The organism is Synechococcus sp. M16CYN (assembly GCF_040371545.1).
In the GTDB taxonomy this organism is placed as follows: Bacteria; Cyanobacteriota; Cyanobacteriia; order PCC-6307; family Cyanobiaceae; genus Parasynechococcus.
Map to the genome: position 1 here is coordinate 475,477 of NZ_AP029048.1, position 15,397 is coordinate 490,873.

Genomic DNA, 15,397 nt, shown 5'->3' on the forward strand with positions numbered 1-15,397 from the left:
AATCAGCTTATATCGTAACACCAATGCAGCAATGTTTGATAGTAAGTTGCATTTTTGTTTAATGCGTGAGTTCGTATGAACAGGGATTTTTGTCTATACGGTAAATTCAATATTTAACCGGTTTATCTGGTCGGGTATAAGTAGCAGATGGCCATGATTTTTCGTAGATTTTCATTATTCGCTTTCTTAAAAGGGAGAGAAAATGTGACATTCATATCACTGCAAAACTACATATGAAGGCGTGCAAATAAAGTTGCTATGTTGAATGGCTGAATTTGAGTACATCATCCATATTCTTTGCATGATGATTTAAACATTATTTTATCTTTTTGTGCTAATTGTTTTTACTAATTATTAATCAATAGCGATGAGTAGATGTGTGGATTTATATTAGACTTTATAAAGTAATTTATAGATATGTGGCAGAACATTTGTATGAAAACTATCTATTCTGATGATCTGGGTGGGTCGTGCTAATGGGCGATTATAGTATTTACTTTGTAAAGCTTATTGCTATAAAAAAATTGTCAAACTCTCTTTTCTTAAGATTATCATTTAACTTTGGTCATGCCTATAATTAGCTAATGCGCTTGAAATCTGTTGGCGCGTTATGTGTGAATTAAATTCCTAGCACGCCACTTAGAACAAGAACAACAGAGTTGAAGTCATTAGCTAGATTCCAAATTCTAGCGGTAAAAATCACTGTTAAGAATTTTGATTTAACCCTCGATAGTAAATACCGCAAATTTTGTAATAGACCTCTTCGATTTTCCTTCAGATTCTTATTGGCTACGACTCCACTCTCGAAGCAATCCTCTAGACAATTGTCGAAACGCACAGATTCCGCCCCGATCATTAATCATCATCAACAAATTACAAGCGCTTATCCTTTAACCATGTCGCTTCCGCAAATTGTCTTGCCCAATCTAGAACAGCCCCAACTCGACCAGAGCTAGGTCCCTCGCAGTACAGGCGCAATAATGGTTCAGTGCCCGATAAGCGTAACATCAACCAGTGGTTCGGTCCCATTCTTAGCTTGATGCCATCAGTTCGAATGATCTCTTCAACAGCCTGTCCGGCTACCTCCTGCGGAGTGGTATCGGCTAGTAGATGCTCCAGCCGCTGGCGAGCATCCATATCGGCGAGACGCAGATCGAGCCGGTTGTAATGGCTGACTCCACCATGTTGTTCTTGAAGAGCCGTTAGTCGTGCTCCGAGCGGTAATCCTTCTTCAACTAAAGCTTCTAGAACTAGTATAGCAGCATAAAGAGCATCCCGTTCAGGTAAATGCATGCCAAACCCCACTCCTCCTGACTCCTCTCCACCAATCAGGACGTCCCCGGTTAATATTTCCGCCGCGATATACTTGAATCCGACTGCTAACTCGAGAACCTCACGTCCTTGTGCTTTAGCAACCGACTGCATCAGATCTGAGCCGCTTACGGTTTTCACTATGGAACCAGGGAACTGCCGGACGCGAGCTAGGTGATCAATAAGTAACGGTATCAGTAGCTGGGTGCTGCAAAATCGGCCCGTCTCATCGATGGCTGCGATCCGATCGCCGTCACCATCAAATACCAGCCCCACTGCAGGGGTACCCACTGCTGTGGAGGCTTGAACAGCGGTAATAATTTCCTGCAGGTACGGACTCAAAGGTTCGGGGGGATGACCCCCAAAGAGTGGGTCGCGTTCGCTACGTATCTCTTCGACCCATCCGTTTGCTTTAGAACCCAGTAGCTCTGAAATACAGCCGGCGGCTGAGCCGTGCATCGGATCAACTATTACCTTCAAGTTCATCGCTTTGAGCCCGTCCACAATTGAGGCTAGGCCAAGCTTGTGGCGGAGTCCGTCTAAGTGCTCTTGCCTTCCTTGAAATCGTGGAACCTTTGCTTGGATAGGAACCGTAATTCCCCCGGCAGCTAGACGCCGTTCGACTGCGGCTGTAAAATCATCTTCCACAGATCCTCCGAAAGGACCTTTGATTTTGAGTCCTAGCCATTCTGGAGGGTTATGGCTTGCCGTAATCACGAGGGCACCTAGAGCTTGACGCTCAACGACTGCCCAACTACAAGCAGGTGTTGGCACCGGAGTGTCTGTGAGAAGAGGCTCAAGCTCGCATCCATACACAGCTGCAGCGATCGCTTCTGCCATTTCGGGTGCCAGGAAGCGACGGTCATGGCCGATTACCACTGTGCGGCTGTTGAAACCTTCAGGGGAGCGGTAGGCCAACTCTTGAGCAGCGGCGGCAGCCACGGGGAGAAGACGTTCCAACGTGATGTCTACCCCTAATACTCCGCGCCAACCATCTGTGCCGAATTGAATCGGAGTAGGGCCGAGAGGTAATGGAGCCGATGCCATGGCGACATCTTGACAAGGTGGAGGGTTTAGCAGCTCGCAGTCGCCTAGGGTCGATCAATGGGTGCTACTCCGTTTGCCGACAATGTTCTGACAGATCGGCTGCTGCGCAGTTGGTTGCGTTGCCGCCGTAAGGCTTGGCTTGACTGTCATGGCGATGCAGATGAACGGCACTGGACAGCTCATCGCAACCTTTTACTTGATAATCAGCAGCGGTGTTTCATCGCGTTGTTGACCGATAAGCCAGGCCATGGTGAAGCAGCTTGTGCCGCTGGTCAAGAGGGGGTAGTTGGTTTGCGATTGAAAGGGCCTGGGCCCTCTGGGGAGCGCCTAGAGGCTCATCCCCCTTTGCTAATCCGGGTGAATGGGCAGAGCCGTTGGGGTGCTTTTGCATATCAGCCTGTACTTGCGCGTCAGGGAAGACGGATGACTCGGGAGCACCAGTTGTCATTGGCCTTAATGGGACATCTATTAGAGCAGTACCAGCAGGGGCCTGTACCGGAGTTATTGGTGATTGGTGGGGGAGGACGGCCTTTGGAGCAGGATCGAATCAAGTTGACCAGTGGTCTCCGGAAGCAACTATACAAGGCACTGAGAAAACTCCGTATCGATTTAGCTCGACCTCAGCCACCCCCTCTAGCAGCGGATCGCCGTAAGTGCACGCTCTGCGGTTGGAAAGAAAGCTGCAACCGCATTGCTGTGACTAACGGACATCTAAGCGAGGTAAGTGGTATTGGTTCGAAACGTCAAGACATATTGCAGAAGCTGGGGATTAATGCTCTCAAAGACCTCGCTTTGGCCGATCCAGATTGGTTGACTACTCAAATGGAACGCCACGGAGAGCACCAAGGAAAGGTGGCCCGAACTTTGGTAGCCCAGGCGATAGTTCAGTGTGATGGCCGTGCGGAACGTCTTGGACTCTCCCCTGCTCTCCCTGAACTTGACAGTGCTCCAGGCGTTCTGCTCTACGACATCGAGTCGGACCCAGACGTAGGTCATGATTTTCTACATGGCTTTCTGCGTCTACCGCGTCAAAGTGATGATCAGTGGGATCTTGCAGTGGCTTCCTACTGTCCACTATTGGTACTAGCTGAGCACGGAGAGCACAGCAGTTGGTCACGTCTGCAGCGGCTACTCAATCGATATGAAGGATGGCCGATTCTTCATTACGGCGAAACCGAAACTATTTCATTGAGACGAATGGCGCATAGTCAGGGTGCCTCCGACACACAGTTGGGTCGATTAGAACGGCGATTAATTGATGTACATGCAAGGATTCGCAGTCACTGGCGTTTACCCCTAAGCAGTTACGGACTGAAGTCTGTGGCAGCATGGCGAGGATTTAGTTGGAAACAAACCCGCGTTGACGGAGCCAGATCGTTACTTTGGTGGCGTCAATGGTTAGGAGAAGGTCCTGAACGACGAGGAAGCCTTCATAACCTAGGCTGGATTTTCGCTTATAACCGCGATGATTGTCTGGCTACTTGGACGGTGGCAGCATGGCTACTGGAACAAGATAGGCTGTTGCACCGGCATCAGCAGCCTGCTGGCAGAGATTCAAAGGCTGGCAGGGAGTTGAGCTGAACAGGTTGGCCACTCGGTCCGTCTAGCACTTCTGCGTCGAGATGTCGACGTCGCACTAGAGCGAGGCCGATCGAACCGTGTGGTGTGTTCAAAACACTGGTAATCGTTGCTGCTAGCTCACCGTTGTAGCTCATGGTGTCGCGAACAGCTAGTTGGGTGCCGCTACTCCACCCCCTGAGCTGCTGTTTAACTTTGCCGAGTCTTGCAAGCTTCGCTACGACCTCCTGGCCGAGGTAACACCCTTTATTAAGATCCACCCGATCGGAGAGACCTAACTCAAATGGATTGGCATTGGCCTTCAGCTCTCCAGGGCCAATCGCCAGCCCTTGGTCAATACGCCAGTATTCTAATTGTTGAGAATTCGCAGGTTGGCTAGTCCAATCTCGAGGCAATGAGGATTGAGGTTTGAGCCACAATGCTGCACTTTTAGTAAGGAGTTGCTGAATACGCCGTTGCTTGCTCATAGGACGTAAACGCACGCGATCTGTGGGAAAAATCACCTGGCTGAATCCCTGCTCTAACGCAGACGAGTCTCCAGCCAGAACGAGGACATCAGCACCGTTGCGATCAAGACGAACTTCTAGCAAAGCCCTTAAGTGCCCTGTAGTGGTTAGCCAACAACTCTGAACCAATGCTCCGTCTAGTGCGTTGGCGATATTAGCGCTGGTTTGCCCTTGGAGAAAGCTGCAGGCACTCTCGCCTTCTAGTCTCAGCAATGGAAATACAGCATCCCAGTGAAGGTTTTTACTCATCTATTCAGCTTTGCTGCACATATGGAGATTTCTGAGAGGCGGTACAGGCTGATTAGTTCAAGGCCTGCCGCCTCAATGGAGGCGGCTCCTCCTTCTTCGCGGTCTACGATCGTGACCACGCGAGTCACTGCGTAACCTGCCTCGCGCAGTTGCTTAACGGCTTTCAGGGATGATCCCCCGGTCGTGACAACATCTTCTAACACTGTTATTACGGCACCGGGTTGAGGAAGAGGACCTTCGAGCCAAGTACCTGTTCCGTGGTCTTTAGCTTCTTTTCGGACGATGAGCGCATCCAAGTCTTGGTTGGCTAGGGATGCAGCCATGGCCACCCCACTCACCAGAGGGTCGGCTCCAAGGGTGAGCCCTGCGACGGCAACGGCTTTCGCATCTACATAATTCAACATCGCAGTGCTGATTAGGGAAAGCCCCGTACCACTCAAACTGACGGGCTTGCAATTCACATAGTACCTGCTCTGGCGTCCAGAAGCCAAGGTAAAGTCGCCGCGTTGGTATGCATACAAAGCCAAGCGCCTTGTTAGTTCGCCGCGCTGCTCCTCGGAGAGTCCGGGCAAAGTAGGCATAAGGTCAACCGGTTGTCATAAGGTTCCTTCCAGCTTGCGATAGTAGGGCCGGGATTTGTTTTGATGCTCCTAGATCTGGTTTCAACCTCATTCGTAGCATCTGGCTGCCGTGGCTGATTTTGCTAGGTAAGTCTGCATAAATGAAATGGTTTCTATCCGGCCTTGGAGGCTCCTAACTAGCTAATGCTAGTCTACTACCGATGACGAAAAGCTTTGATACGACCCAAGCAATCATAAGATCCGTTGATTCGAACAATTAGCTATTGACGGTTAGGTCTTCATTAGCTTCAAACGGATTCAAGTCTGGCAGTTACACTGAATTGGGAGCATCATTACAACACAAAGCTTTTTGGTCTTATTTCACAAGTTGAGCTTTAACCTTACCTGGAGCTTTGAAATCGTCCAAGACGAATGAGCCTTCTTCCAGCGTTGCTCCTGTGATAACACTGCCTAAGGGGGGTCTAGCAATCTGGTGAATGCAGCGAACTCATAATTCGCCTGAGGCGGGTTCGATCCCCGCGACCCCCATTGAAGTCACCTGATGCGGCTCCTCTTGCTGGCTGTCTTGTTGTTTTTACCGGCATTTTTCGCCGCTGCGGAAGTGTCGCTTTTACAACTGCGGCCTAGTCGGGTTGAGGTACTGATTGAAGAAGGACGTGTTGGAGCATGTGCAATTCAACGTCTACAGCGCAGGCTAAGGCGAGCCCTAATGGTTTCTCAGCTCGGGGCAACTCTGGCTTTGGTGTCCTTAGGCTGGACTGGCCGGGGCTTGGGAGAGCACCTTTGGACTGCTGAGTCTTTCGGTTTGCTCTGGTGTGATGCCGCGTTGTTTATAGGAATTGTTTTGGTAGCCACATTTTTTGGGGGTTTGCTTCCTAAAGCTTGGGTATTGAATCGACCGGAAACAGCGGCCCTGCGCTTGACGCCGTTGTTAGAGGTGTTGATGCAGTGTCTTGCGCCGCTTCTCAATGTGCTTGAGGCATTCGCCGGTTTGTTAATGCGCCTTTTAGGGCTAGCTCCTCAATGGGATGTACTAGTGCCAGCATTGTCCGCAGGTGAATTAGAAACCTTGGTCGAGTCTGGCCGAGTAACGGGGCTGTACCCAGATGAGCGCAACATCCTTGAAGGAGTTTTTGCTCTACGTGACACTCAAGTGAGAGAGGTGATGGTGCCGCGCTCCGGAATGGTCACGCTGCCAGCAACCGTTTGTTTCGCTGAGTTAATGGAAGTGGTGCATCACACTCAGCATGCTCGTTTTCCGGTGATTGGTCAGTCCTTGGACGATGTGCGTGGGGTGCTAGATCTGAGACAGATGGCCGAACCGATCGCTCATGGACAGCTGGAAGCTGGTTCTCCATTAGAGCCTTACCTTCAGCCTGCCGTGCGCGTATTAGAAACCTGCACGCTAGCCGAACTTCTTCCCATAATCCGTAGCGGTCAGCCGTTGCTGTTGGTGGTGGATGAGCACGGCGGGACGGAAGGGCTCGTGACCGCCGCTGATCTCACAGGGGAGATAGTTGGTGATGATGTGCAAAATGAGACCCATGAACCAGAGTTACAAACTGAAGACGGCCGCCCAGGGTCATGGTTAGTAGCTGGTGAGTTCGAAATCGTTGAGCTGAACCGCCAGCTCAACCTCAATCTGCCAGAAGCGGACGATCACCACACTTTAGCGGGCTTTCTCTTGGAACGTCTTCAGCACATCCCTGCTCCCGGAGAAGCCCTACGTTTTCAGGGCCTACAGTTCGAAATCATCATCATGGCCGGTCCACGTATTGATCAAGTCCGGTTAGTTCTACCGAATTCGAACGAGGTTGCTTCTGAAGGCCAGTAACCCTCCCCCAGCAGTCTTAAATCAGCCTATGCTTGCTGGCCGCATCTTTAACTGGTAAAGGGTCGCCATAATTAGACAACACCGATTGGCGTCCAGCACCTAGTTTCCAACCTATCTCTGTACGCTGCTAACCAGATTGCGAGGGCTACTTTGATCATATTGATAGAGGTTTTGTTGCCCCATTCTCATATGTCGTAGTCAGTGCGCGATAAGTCCTAATTGCGATGCAATGAACTAAACTTTGGGTGGTCATAGTATCTACCTCATCTCGACTACGTATGAATCGAGATATAGGCTTCGGGCTCGCTCTATCTCAGCTGTAGCCGGGACAAGGCATCGACGTCGCCCTGAAGATGCTTCCGGCGCGATCAGCGGCTGCAGGACTCTCGTACAGCATCACATTTTGCGTCAAAAACGTCGAGAATATTCAGGCTGTTGGTTAAAGTCCTCAATCCTCTTTGATTGGGACAGCATAGACCGTAATAGGCTTTTCATCAGGCTTAGAACCCGCTACTTCAATTTCTGACTCTTGGTCAGCCTGCGTTATGAAACCAGCTATGCGCGAAGCTTAGACCCCCCAAAACACCGAATGGAGTACACGCAACCCTTCACTCACGCGTTTCTAGTAATTGCCACAGATCATTGTGGGTTTGCTGGTCGGTAAAAAATCACTGAATGAGATCCTAGCGATCAAGAATCACCTGCTCAACAATTTGACCGAGCTGCCTGAGATCCGGTCATGATGGCTATTACCCCGGGAGTCCTTGTCCTAAGCATAGTTATGCCTGGCTTAATCACTAACCCTAAACTTTCCGACACGGACTTATGGTAATACAGCCAGCCACCAAAGCCTGTGGTGGCTGTCACCGCTACCGCGTGCTTGGTTTTCCCGTAGATGTCTGTTGTGATGTACAAGTTGCCGCTTTAGACATGCATGTAAGCGGTGGCGGACGCATCGTCACCCTGAACGCTGAAATGACGATGGCAGCGCGGATGGATAAGGATCTCGGTAGTGCAATCATTAATGCTGAGCTCGTGATCCCCGATGGCGCCGGCGTCGTTTGGGCTCTCTCTAAGCAAGGGGTGCGGGTAGTGAAGACGGCAGGAATCGAGTTGGCCTGGAGCTTGCTCAACTACGCGGCTTCCCACGGTTGGACCGTTGCTCTTGTGGGCGCATCTCCAAATGTGATGGCCTCGCTCAAAATCATGCTATTTAAAAGATTCCCTGGCCTAAGATTAGTCTTCGCCGTTGATGGTTACCAGTCAGCCGAAGCTTGGCCTCACCTTGAGTCAAAACTCAGAGAACTTCGACCTGATTTGGTGTTGGTTGCGTTGGGTGTGCCTCGTCAAGAAACCTGGTCACATCGAGTACAGAAGGGTCAGCATGGTTTGTGGATGGGTGTTGGTGGCAGTTTCGATGTCTGGGCAGGCACCAAAAAAAGAGCGCCGAAGTGGATGTGTCGGATGCAAATTGAATGGCTCTATCGACTGATACAAGAGCCCAACCGTTGGAAACGCATGTTGTCCCTGCCAGCTTTTGTTTGGCAGGTCATTAAGGGTGAGCTGAATGATTAGCGGAAACCTACAGATGCCTGCCACACAAAGGCGAGAAGTAGGAAAAACACTGGAATCAGTGGAAGAATGTCAATAAGCGGAGAGAAAGCTTGATAGGCCTCAGGCAGCTGGGCCATCAAGTCGGGGGTAAAGATGATCATCCCTAAGCGTGAAGCAAGCATCGAGCCGGACGTTACCACGTGTGGTGGGCTGGTGAGTTCCGCTGCCAGGGAGCGAAATCCTCTGAAAAAGAACCATCCTGAATGGCCTGCGCCATAGCACTGGTAAATCTCAATAGGTGTGTGATGTTATGCAAGCTCACAAGCGTGAGACCTAGCAATTCCTCGCTGCGGATCAGATGATGGAGATAGGCTCGACTATGGTTTGTGCAGGCCGGGCAGGAGCAGCTGGAATCAAGGGGGGTGTGATCATTACGAAAGCGTGCATTTCGTAGGTTCCAGCGCTCTCCACCAACGAGTGCTGTGCCGTGTCGGCCCAGTCTCGTGGGAAGGACACAATCGAACATGTCGGTGCCATTTGCAACGGCAATGGCCATCTCGCATGGTGTCCCGACCCCCATTAGGTAACGGGGACGATCTATTGGCAGGAGTGGGTTGATGTCGCGAATGATTCTATGTATGTCGTTGACCGGTTCGCCAACGCTTACGCCACCGATAGCGATGCCCGGAAGGTTGAATGCTGCCACAGCGTGGGCGCTATCTCGACGTAGATGCGGGAAACAACCCCCTTGAACGATGCCGAACAGGGCTTGGTCGTTTCGGGTATGAGCATTGACGCAACGCTCAAGCCAAGCATGGGTGCGTCGACAGGCATCAATCACATCATTTTCGGTGGCTGAGTAAGGCGGACACTGGTCAAAGGCCATTACCACATCAGCCCCCAGAGTCATCTGAATGGTGGTGGCCTGCTCCGGAGTCATGTGGATAGTGCGACCGTCACGTGGGCTCTGGAAGATCACCCCGCGTTCATCAACAGTGTTGAGATTCCCGAGACTAAATACTTGGAATCCACCCGAATCGGTAAGCATCGGCCCGTGCCAGCCCATAAAACGGTGGAGCCCACCTGCGGAAGCTACAATATTCTCACCCGGCTGAAGATGTAGGTGATACGTGTTAGACAACACCATCTGTGTGCCAGCATGTATCAATTGCTCTGTACTAATCCCTTTCACTGTGGCCAAAGTCCCCACAGGCATAAATTGGGGTGTTTGTACTGGTCCGTGCGGTGTGTGAAAACAGCCACAGCGGGCCTGGGTGTTTGAACAATGCGCACTGATTTCGAAGTCGAACATGTCGGTACTTTCTCTTTTGCTGAACCTAGGGTTAGGCCAGGGAAGCGAAGCTGCTGGACTTGTGCCTTACGTATTGAAACTCCTTACGTTTTGATTGTGTTCAACTGACCTACGGTTGAAGTCAGATGCAGGCTCTGATCGCTCGGAAGTTTTTCCTTGGCTCGCTGATCTGGCCGGGGCATGGATTTTCTATTCAGTTTTGCCGCCTTGGCCCTGGCCACAACCTAGTTTCAAACGTATTGCTCGTTTTGCATCTTGGATCGGGCTGTTGATTGGCGCGTTCCAGGCAATGCTCTGGTGGGGAATGACAGTTCTTGGCTGGGGGACTTTGGCTTTAGCTCCCTTGGTGATGGCTGCTGGAATTTGTCTTGGTGGCGGCTTACATCACGATGGATTGATGGATACTGCGGATGGCTTGGCTGCTGGTTTTTCAAGACGCCTGGAAGCAATGCAAGACAGCCGTGTCGGTGCCAGCGGCGTGCTCGCCTTAGCAGTAGCCCTATTGCTTGAGCTTGCTGCATTGGTGCAACTTAGTGATCAGGCTCCTGTAGCGCTTTGTCTGGCAGGGTTTTGGGGTCGTGTCTCCCCTTTGTGGGCAATAGCCCGCTTTAACTATTTACGACCAGACGGCACAGCAAGCTTCCATCGGCGTCATTACCAGAATTGGTGGGATGCCTTGCCGGCCGGCTTAGGACTGCTAGTTTTAGCCCTATTTATTCCGCTCTTTCCCCTCCTCGTAGGTGCACCTGTGTCGTTAGTCGTTGCTGATTGTCTGGGGCGACATCTAGGAGGATACACTGGAGATAGCTATGGAGCTGCTGTAGTGATCACAGAGGTGTTCACTCTATTGCTGCTGGCAGGGTTGGCTGCAGCCAGCTGAGTCGAAACGCGTTACCTTGTTTCGGTAGATTCGTGTTGATTCGCCACGGCTCAACGGACAGCGTGAGTTGTCCTCCGTTGCGCTCGGCCAGAGCGCGGGCAAGAGCTAGACCAAGCCCGGTACCAGGCCGATCGCGACTGGTGATGCCACGTTCCCCTCGCCGAAAAATCAACTGACGTTCGTCTGTTGCAATAGGAGGACCGCCATCCCAAACACAGAGACCATCAGCCAACAGAGTCAGGCCAACCGCACAGCCTGGCGGGCTGTAACGGAAAGCGTTCTCAAGCAGATTGGCAACGATCTCAGCAGTGCTTCCGTCTCCTGCAGAGCAGCCACCCCAAGCTGGCCATTGCGAGGGGCCATGCCATTGACGTCCTTGCAAGCTGGCTGTTGCACTCGCTCGTTCGATGAGGGGAATCAGGAGTTCTTTTAGATTTTTGTTTTGTTGAGCGGCATCAGGCGGCAGTAGGTAGGGGCTCGAGGTATCTGATCCGCTGGGAAGCTTCTGTTGACCGAGCGTTTCGATGGCATCGATGTATCGTCCAAGCTGTCGCTGTTCTGTCAGGATGCCGTCGATCAAAGGTAAATGAATATTCTCGGGCCCCAAGCGTCGAATTATGAGTTGGGCGTAGGTACGCAGCGCGGCAAGTGGGTTGCGGAGTTGATGCACCAGCATTTTGAGTTGGTTACGCTCATGGTGAAGTTCCTTTCGCAGCTGCATACATTCCAGGTCGCGACCAAGAGCGTTGCTAATGGACAATGCGCATCTGCACATTTGCTCGTCGAGATCTTTGGTCCAGCTAAGACCCGGTTCAAGCTCAACATGAAGAGCACCTAAAATTAGGTCAGCATCCTGAAGTGGATACCACCGGCGCTCTTCATTGGTTTGCCTAAGCTCAATATCCACGCTTGTTGCAGGTAGGGCGTGGCTCGACGATGACCATTGCTGAATTAAGATTAGTGGCGGCCCCGGCTGTTCTGGCGGAGCGCTTAGGTACAGGTCTAGATGACTGAAAACCTTTCTCGAGACCAATGGATCGAGCTGCTGGTCTGCGAAGTCGAGAAACCGATTGGTCAGCTGCATGTGGAGTGAAACGGACCCATCGGGTTATATGAAGTTGAAAAATCCGAAAAAAATCTTAAATCTTGATGGCATTGGAGTGCCGCTTATCAAAAGTGAATGCTCGCCAACGCGCATAAAAGTTGCATTCTTAATGCAATCGCAGCTACAGCAGAGACAGGTGGGTCTCCGCTGGATGTCCACTTTGGCATTGCTGAGGTGTTGGTGTCCTTTCGATGGCTTGAGCTATTCATGCTCCTCTGTCCTGATGCGGTCCACTCCTAGCGTCTGACGTCTTTCCGTCGACCCGCTTGTGGCGAAATAACCGAAACTGTGATTTCACTCTTTCGGTTTCCGCTTGCCTTTGCGTCCATCCCTAGTTCTTTTTCCTCAACGGGATCTTTCCATGTCTAAGAAAAGAAAGCGCATCAGCCGTCGCAGGCTTGCCGGACAGCGTGTCCTTACTCGCGTGCAGACGCATTACTTAGAAACTGGTGAATACAAGCCCGTCACCGCGGCACGTCGTTATATAGCCGAAGGCGGTCTCGTTCCTCCTGCCCTGCTGAATGTTCGACGCAATGAACACACTACCGATCGCTTTTTTTGGGGTGAAAAGGGCTTATTTAGTGCTCAGTATGCTGAAGAAAACTACTTTCTATTCCCCTCACTTCGGTTTATAGTCTACTCCGTTGGTGAAGATACGTTGTTTGAGGGTCTTGATCTAACCTCCGACGACTGGGAGGAAATGGAAGAGTACGAATACTCTTTTGTTTGATCAACTCAATGTCAGCATTGCTTGAAGAGCGTTTTGAAGCGGCTGCATCATCTCCGTTGTGATGGTGTGGCCATTTTTCAGCAGTTGATTCTGACATCTTTCAGGCGTAAGCCGAGCTGTGATCATCTCGAGAGCTGCTGGTGGTACAACTTCGTCGTCAAGACCGTGCAGTGCTAAAACGGGTGGGTGGTCGTGCGGTGGTTGCCAATCCGGATGGGGGTAACCACTACAGCTAATCACACCAGCCAAAGGAAGACTGCAACCGCAGCTCAGAGCCATTGCTCCTCCTTGAGAGAAACCAAATAAAACTGTGCGTTCTAGAGGAATGCTATCACTTGAGATTTTGAGTAGCCGTACTCGAAGGTCATGAACAGCTTCTGGCACTGCAGCCCAATCTGGTGGAAATAGCCCATACCACTGGCGTCCTCCTGTTTGTACATGCGGCTGCGGTGCTTCTAAACACATCACATCAAGCTCATTTGGATGCTGTGCAGCCAATTGTCCCCCGAGTGGTCGTAAATCGGCAGCATTTGCACCCCATCCATGCAGCAGCACAAGGCGTTGAGACATATGGAAAATTAATGATTAATGCGTAAGTTGGCCAAAGACCAAGTCATGTCGACTGATGGCTCCTATTGCTTTGCTGAGTGTGTCCGATAAATCTGGTCTTGTGCCCTTCGCCGAGGCCCTCCATCTCACCTACGGTTATCGGCTGCTCTCCACTGGGGGTACTGCCAGAGTACTAGAACAGGCGAGTCTTCCTGTAATACGCGTATCTGACTATACGGGAGCACCTGAAATCCTTAGCGGTCGCGTAAAAACGCTTCATCCTCGAATTCATGGTGGTATCTTGGCTAAGCGTGGTGATGCGTCTCATGGCGCAGAGCTCGATCGGCAAAAGATAGACCCAATTGACTTGGTGGTCGTGAATCTATACGCTTTTCGAGAGACATCAGCCAAACCTAATGTGACTTGGGATCAGGCGATTGGGGATATTGATATAGGTGGGTCAAGTATGATTCGCGCCGCTGCGAAAAACCATGAGTACGTTACTGTCTTGACGAGTCCTGATAAGTACAATCGTTTACTTGAGGTGATGGCCAGGACTGGCGGTCGGGTTCCCCCGGAGTTGCGCCGTCAGCTGGCTCTTGAAGCATTTCAACATACGGCGACATACGATATCGAAATCAGCCGATGGATGGAGCAAACGGTTGCCACCGAGAAGGCACCCCGACTGGAGGCAGTCCCTTTGCGTCAAACCCTTCGTTACGGCGAGAACCCTCACCAGAAATGCAGCTGGTATAGCTATAATGACCAGGGTTGGGGCGGTGCTACTCAGCTGCAAGGTAAAGAGCTGAGTGCCAATAACTTACTGGATCTTGACGCTGCTCTCGCCACTGTGCGAGAGTTCGGATACGGCTGTAATGAGCAGAACTCTTGTACTCGGCCTTCGGCTGTGGTGGTTAAACACACTAATCCTTGTGGGGTTGCGATCGGCGAGGATGTTGCAATTGCACTCGCCAAAGCCCTCAACACTGACCATGTTAGTTCTTTTGGAGGAATTGTCGCCGTTAACAGTGTGGTCGGCGCAGCGGCGGCAAGCGAATTAAGCAGCTTCTTTCTGGAGTGTGTTGTAGCGCCGGGCTTTTCTCCGGAGGCCAGAGAGATTCTTTCAGCAAAAGCCAACCTGCGCTTACTAGAGCTTCATTCTACGGCGATTGATTCAGTGAGATCGGATCAGGTACGCAGCATCCTCGGCGGATTATTGGTTCAGGACTTAGATAATCAAGCAATCACCCCGAGTGACTGGACCGTAGTCAGCCAGCGACCTCCAACATCTCAGGAAAGGCAAGATCTTGAGTTTGCCTGGCAATTGGTGCGTCACGTGCGTTCGAATGCCGTCGTAGTTGCTGGAAAGGGTCAAAGCTTTGGGATTGGCGCTGGCCAAATGAATCGGGTCAGTTCCGCTCGCCTTGCTCTCGGTGCAGCTGGAGATCGAGCAACAGGGGCTGTTCTTGCGAGTGATGGGTTCTTTCCTTTCGATGACACTGTCCGCTTAGCGGCACGTTATGGAGTTACTGCTGTCATCCATCCGGGAGGTAGTCTTCGCGATGTTGATTCGATTAAGGCCTGTGATGAACTGGACCTGGCGATGCTACTTACAGGCCGTCGCCACTTCCTACATTGAGTCGCCAAACTACCAGGATTTTTCAACCCCTAACCTCGCGACAGAGTAACTACTTTTTTGATGATGCTGGCCACCCTTCCCTTCGCTTTGAATTTCGCCCATCCGTTAATGGAATGGGGTCTTCTGGCTACAAGCGCCTGGGCCCTTTACCTCGGCATTAAAGTCAAAAAGACGCGCACAGGAACCCCGAAGCAACGCAAAGCTTTACTGCCTGGGAAGTTTGCTCAGCGCCACTACATTTGGGGAAGCATCCTTCTTGCATTAATGACGCTCGGTACACTGGGCGGCATGGCAGTCACTTACCTCAATAACGAGAAGTTGTTCATCGGTCCTCATTTACTCGTGGGCTTAGCTATGACCGGAATCCTTGCTGTAGCTGCCTCTCTTTCCCCACTCATGCAGCGGGGCAACACAGTAGCCCGCAAGACTCATGTTGGCCTCAATATAGGGATGCTTACCTTGTTCCTGTGGCAGGCTTTCAGCGGAATGGAAATCGTCAACAAGATTTGGGTTAGCCGCTGA

At 51.3% G+C, this 15,397-nt stretch carries 15 protein-coding genes and 1 tRNA gene; 9 read left to right on the forward strand and 7 right to left on the reverse strand.

Going from position 1 to position 15,397, the window contains the following annotated elements; genetic code table 11:
• Window positions 1-873: 873 nt before the first annotated feature.
• Window positions 874-2,358 carry a phosphoglucomutase/phosphomannomutase family protein gene (locus ABWV55_RS02220; RefSeq protein WP_353292109.1) on the reverse strand — a complete coding sequence of 495 codons (1,485 nt, stop codon included), beginning with the start codon at window positions 2,356-2,358 and terminating at the stop codon, window positions 874-876.
• A 57-nt stretch (window positions 2,359-2,415) separates the two neighbouring features.
• Here ABWV55_RS02220 and ABWV55_RS02225 point away from each other — a divergent pair, with 57 nt between their 5' ends.
• A complete protein-coding gene (locus ABWV55_RS02225; RefSeq protein ID WP_353292110.1) occupies window positions 2,416-3,939 on the forward strand; it encodes a TM0106 family RecB-like putative nuclease in 1,524 nt (507 codons plus the stop codon).
• Here ABWV55_RS02225 and ABWV55_RS02230 read toward each other — a convergent pair.
• Window positions 3,891-4,691, reverse strand: a complete 801-nt coding sequence (locus tag ABWV55_RS02230) for a tRNA-modifying protein YgfZ (protein ID WP_353292111.1) — start codon at window positions 4,689-4,691, stop codon at window positions 3,891-3,893. The two genes, ABWV55_RS02225 and ABWV55_RS02230, sit on opposite strands and share 49 nt — an antisense overlap.
• Window positions 4,688-5,272 (reverse strand): orotate phosphoribosyltransferase, encoded by a 585-nt coding sequence (gene pyrE / locus ABWV55_RS02235; RefSeq protein WP_353292112.1) that lies wholly within the window; start codon window positions 5,270-5,272, stop codon window positions 4,688-4,690. Before pyrE ends, ABWV55_RS02230 begins: the two co-directional genes overlap by 4 nt.
• Before the next feature lie 455 nt (window positions 5,273-5,727).
• Here pyrE and ABWV55_RS02240 point away from each other — a divergent pair.
• The 3 genes from ABWV55_RS02240 to ABWV55_RS02250 all read left to right on the forward strand — a co-directional run bounded on the left by ABWV55_RS02240 (window position 5,728) and on the right by ABWV55_RS02250 (window position 8,681).
• Window positions 5,728-5,800: transfer RNA gene (locus tag ABWV55_RS02240), tRNA-Ile, on the forward strand.
• Between the two features lie 13 nt (window positions 5,801-5,813).
• A complete protein-coding gene (locus ABWV55_RS02245) occupies window positions 5,814-7,106 on the forward strand; it encodes a hemolysin family protein (protein WP_353292113.1) in 1,293 nt (430 codons plus the stop codon).
• 825 nt (window positions 7,107-7,931) lie between these two features.
• Window positions 7,932-8,681, forward strand: coding sequence for a WecB/TagA/CpsF family glycosyltransferase (locus ABWV55_RS02250; protein ID WP_353292114.1), 750 nt, complete (start codon window positions 7,932-7,934; stop codon window positions 8,679-8,681).
• Here the strand turns inward: ABWV55_RS02250 and ABWV55_RS02255 are convergent.
• Both ABWV55_RS02255 and tgt read right to left on the reverse strand, forming a co-directional pair.
• The gene (locus ABWV55_RS02255) at window positions 8,678-8,821 is read right to left on the reverse strand and encodes a photosystem II reaction center protein K (RefSeq protein WP_353292512.1); all 144 of its coding nucleotides are present in this window, start codon (window positions 8,819-8,821) and stop codon (window positions 8,678-8,680) included. The two genes, ABWV55_RS02250 and ABWV55_RS02255, sit on opposite strands and share 4 nt — an antisense overlap.
• Before the next feature lie 32 nt (window positions 8,822-8,853).
• Window positions 8,854-9,972 carry a tRNA guanosine(34) transglycosylase Tgt gene (tgt, locus tag ABWV55_RS02260; RefSeq protein ID WP_353292115.1) on the reverse strand — a complete coding sequence of 373 codons (1,119 nt, stop codon included), beginning with the start codon at window positions 9,970-9,972 and terminating at the stop codon, window positions 8,854-8,856.
• 115 nt (window positions 9,973-10,087) lie between these two features.
• On the opposite strand from tgt, the gene cobS reads away from it, so the two are divergent.
• Window positions 10,088-10,852 carry an adenosylcobinamide-GDP ribazoletransferase gene (gene cobS, locus ABWV55_RS02265; RefSeq protein ID WP_353292513.1) on the forward strand — a complete coding sequence of 255 codons (765 nt, stop codon included), beginning with the start codon at window positions 10,088-10,090 and terminating at the stop codon, window positions 10,850-10,852.
• Here cobS and ABWV55_RS02270 read toward each other — a convergent pair.
• The gene (locus ABWV55_RS02270) at window positions 10,812-11,936 is read right to left on the reverse strand and encodes an ATP-binding protein (RefSeq protein ID WP_353292116.1); all 1,125 of its coding nucleotides are present in this window, start codon (window positions 11,934-11,936) and stop codon (window positions 10,812-10,814) included. The two genes, cobS and ABWV55_RS02270, sit on opposite strands and share 41 nt — an antisense overlap.
• A gap of 96 nt (window positions 11,937-12,032) precedes the next feature.
• On the opposite strand from ABWV55_RS02270, the gene ABWV55_RS02275 reads away from it, so the two are divergent.
• Window positions 12,033-12,197 carry a hypothetical protein gene (locus ABWV55_RS02275; RefSeq protein WP_353292117.1) on the forward strand — a complete coding sequence of 55 codons (165 nt, stop codon included), beginning with the start codon at window positions 12,033-12,035 and terminating at the stop codon, window positions 12,195-12,197.
• A 121-nt stretch (window positions 12,198-12,318) separates the two neighbouring features.
• Window positions 12,319-12,687: a DUF3155 domain-containing protein gene (locus tag ABWV55_RS02280; protein ID WP_353292514.1), complete on the forward strand. Its 369-nt coding sequence runs from the start codon at window positions 12,319-12,321 to the stop codon at window positions 12,685-12,687.
• Here ABWV55_RS02280 and ABWV55_RS02285 read toward each other — a convergent pair whose 3' ends face one another.
• A complete protein-coding gene (locus ABWV55_RS02285; protein WP_353292118.1) occupies window positions 12,688-13,257 on the reverse strand; it encodes an alpha/beta fold hydrolase in 570 nt (189 codons plus the stop codon).
• 55 nt (window positions 13,258-13,312) lie between these two features.
• On the opposite strand from ABWV55_RS02285, the gene purH reads away from it, so the two are divergent.
• Together purH and ABWV55_RS02295 are read left to right on the forward strand one after the other, a co-directional pair.
• On the forward strand, window positions 13,313-14,875 hold the full coding sequence (purH, locus tag ABWV55_RS02290; protein WP_353292119.1) for a bifunctional phosphoribosylaminoimidazolecarboxamide formyltransferase/IMP cyclohydrolase: 1,563 nt from the start codon (window positions 13,313-13,315) through the stop codon (window positions 14,873-14,875).
• A gap of 63 nt (window positions 14,876-14,938) precedes the next feature.
• Window positions 14,939-15,397 carry a DUF4079 domain-containing protein gene (locus tag ABWV55_RS02295; protein ID WP_353292515.1) on the forward strand — a complete coding sequence of 153 codons (459 nt, stop codon included), beginning with the start codon at window positions 14,939-14,941 and terminating at the stop codon, window positions 15,395-15,397.